The sequence below is a fragment of the Aporhodopirellula sallentina SM41 genome (assembly GCF_000346505.1).
GTDB lineage: Bacteria > Planctomycetota > Planctomycetia > Pirellulales > Pirellulaceae > Rhodopirellula > Rhodopirellula sallentina.
In genome coordinates, this window is sequence record NZ_ANOH01000221.1 from 1 (window position 1) to 3,041 (window position 3,041).

A 3,041-nucleotide genomic window follows, 5' to 3' on the forward strand; every position below is an offset into this window, starting at 1 on the left:
CGTGCGTTCGCGCGGGGTGTCCGTAGGAAACCGCGGCGAATGCCGATCGGCTGATTGGGGGCTCTCTTCGAAACCTACTAACGATGGACGCTGCGGGTGGTGACGACGAGGGTTCCGGCCATGTTGTCGTGTTCGGTGATGCCTTCGTTGGCGAACAGGGACCATAGGTCGCGGCGGGCGTACATGGCGCCGAGGAAGGGGATCATGCATTTCAGTTTCCAGCCGATGAACCGGAGAATCACGGTTTGGTGGAAACTGGCTCGGCGGATCGTTTGGGCGTCGACGATTGTCAGTCCGCAAATCATCTTGCCGAGGGTTTGCGACTTCCAGGCGAGCAGCCCGGCGTTGAGCACCAGCCCGACCGATCCTGCGATTGCCAGACCGACGAAGAAGAAGATCTCTGACGCAGTAATCGATTCGCTTTCTTCCGAAGGCGTTCCAAAGAGTGCAATCGAGATCAGGCTCAGGACCGGCGCGGCGACGAAGAACATGCCGACGCAGAGCAGCCAGTCGATGCAGTAGGCACCGAGACGCTGCGGCAGCGGGGCGAGTTCGGCTTTTTGTTTCGCCTCATTGACCGACATCCGTTTCTTGTCATCGTCCGAGACGTAGTCGTCGGTCCCGCCCTTGGTTGGCTTTTTTACTTTGGGCTGCGTGCCGGGTTTCGGCGGGACCGCGACCGGTTTGAGGTCGGTTTCGGTCAGTTCATCGAACATGCCCGCGTCGACGCCGAAGGCGTTGGTCGATACGGGGGCGGCGGGACGGGCCGCCGGCGTGCGTGTGACGGATTGGAGGCGAGATGCCGTTGGGGCGTGAGAGGTGGTGGCACCAGCGGCAGCCATCGCGGGAGCGGCGGGTCGTGCGGCAGGTGTTTTCGCAGCGGCGGCGGGCTTTGCCGCGGGGACACGCATTTGTTTCCCGCACGGGCACTTGATGACTTTGCCGGCGGCGGAGTCAGGAATTTTCAGCGTGCGGGCGCACCCCGGACATTTCAGTTGCACGTGGACTCACCCTCGGCGAAAGAGAAACGGAAGAGACTCGCAGTCTAACCGATCACACTGAAAAAGGCAGCAAAGAGGCCACAGGAAGCTGCAAAATCCGAGGAAGCAACAAAAAAGGCGGCACCCAAAGGATGCCGCCTGATGTTGAGTTTAAGCTGCGAAGCGTTTGTTAATATGCGTCATCGTCAAGGATGAACTCTGGCCATGGCACATCGCTAGCTTTGCCGCGAAGCGTTAAGAGTGCTTGGTAGACACGGTAGTCGATGTTTGAAGCAATAAAACGGGTGCCACCATCCGCCATGCCCGCGTTAACACCGTCAGTGTGCGCTGAGGACGGACGCGCGAGTTGAGCGGCGTTGCTTGACTCCATGCGGAGCACGAAGATGTCTTCCGAGACACCATCTTCTTTGCCGCCATTAATCTTGTACTTATTGGCTACCGCCGAAGGGACGATGGCAGAGCCGGTGCCCATTTGGTTCCAAACTGAGGCCATTCCTGTGCTTGCGGAGTCTGGGTCAGCGTAGTGCCAAACCATTCCTTGGGTGTAGCGTGACGCGGTAGGGTAACCAACTTCCGTCGCCGGCGACGTAGGGGTGATGCTGGTGGCATTGATGAAACCTGCACGGTTCCAAGGTAATGCCTGGACATTCTCGCTGAAGAGCATCGTGTTACCTTGTCCATCTTTGAAATCGTCTAAGCGGACTTTGGGACCGGTCGGCACGGAGTCTGTGTTCTCCGAATATTTTTGGTTGAATGCACCATTTGCCCGCTCCATCGATGCCGAGATTTCTGCAGCTGTTGGTCCGCCGGTACCGGCCTCGTAAGGGACCATTCCGTTGTTTGCAATGTAGCTGTTTCGAGCGTTTTCGGAGTCGCTATTGGGATTGCTTGGGCACTGCATGATGGCGAGATTCGGCGCCGCCAATTGGTGAAATCCAGCTCCTGCCGCACCCGATGTCGCGTCAAATTCGCCGCCGGCACCGTCAACGATAGGGTACCGATCCTCGGTCCAATGCTCGTAAGTTGGTTGAGCGTCTAGCCAAGGAAACAGGGCGACAGTCCAAGTTCCAAGCTTAACGTGTGCTGCAGGAGCGGTCGATGTCGGGTCAGAAGGATCAGCCGAAGCGGAGTAATAACCATATTTCTGCAAATATCCAGGCAGTTGGCCCTTGGCGTTTTCGTGTTGGATGGCGGCCAGTGCCAGGTTTTTTAACTGGGTCGAGCACTGGTTACGACGGGCGGTTTCCCGGGCGGCGTTGACGGCGGGGATGAGGAGGCCCATCAGGATGCCGATGATCGTGATGACCACCAACAATTCGACGAGCGTGAATCCGGAACGGTTTGATTTCATCTGTGGTGGATCCGATGCGTCTGGGAGAAGAAGGAAAAGGGGGGAGAGGTGATTTGCCAGGATGGAATATAACGCACGATCTCCTGTGACTCACGAGAGGATCTCGAAAGACTCACAAATGACCGGCAGCGTCCTGTACGTGCAGACACCCCTGTCGATTGATATTCGGTCCTGATTATAGGCCGATCAGGGTTCAAATTGCAACTGTTTCTTCTCATTGCGAACCGGCGATGGCCGTGATTCCCGCCGTAGACGCCCTCGCAACCGTTCGCTTGTGGTCAACCTGGCTCCCTAATCGCTCGACTTTTTCTCGGTTTATGCCACGTGAGGGGCACGGCCATCGAACATCGTTGCAACCTGGGAAGCCCGCAGAATCGCGAATTGCCAGCAAACCGAAGGCCAAATCGACTTGGCGTCGGATTTCACAGCGGTTCCGTACGATTTGCTGTCCCGGACGATCCGTTCGCAAGAGGGGTGACTGCTGTCTACCCAGGTGATTATTAGGGCGATCGGGCTAATGCGGTGATCATTCGGTCAGAGCGGAATGGTGCGTTGAGCTGGACATTTGGTTTTGAGAAAGGTTCGCAGTTGTGCGGTGATGGGTTTGAGGTGGGAAAAGGGAGAGGTGCCTTCTTTTTCGGTTGGGTGGTGTCTGGTGTTGTGTGCTGGGGTTAAACGCAATACCGTTC

The 3,041-nt window shown here is 57.2% G+C and carries 2 protein-coding genes; both read right to left on the bottom strand.

Features of this window, described 5'->3' with window-relative positions; all coding sequences use genetic code 11:
• Positions 1 to 77: 77 nt before the first annotated feature.
• Positions 78 to 1,001: an RDD family protein gene (locus RSSM_RS14825; RefSeq protein WP_008680204.1), complete on the bottom strand. Its 924-nt coding sequence runs from the start codon at positions 999 to 1,001 to the stop codon at positions 78 to 80.
• A gap of 169 nt (positions 1,002 to 1,170) precedes the next feature.
• Positions 1,171 to 2,352, bottom strand: coding sequence for a DUF1559 family PulG-like putative transporter (locus tag RSSM_RS14830; RefSeq protein WP_008680206.1), 1,182 nt, complete (start codon positions 2,350 to 2,352; stop codon positions 1,171 to 1,173).
• Positions 2,353 to 3,041: the final 689 nt, after the last annotated feature.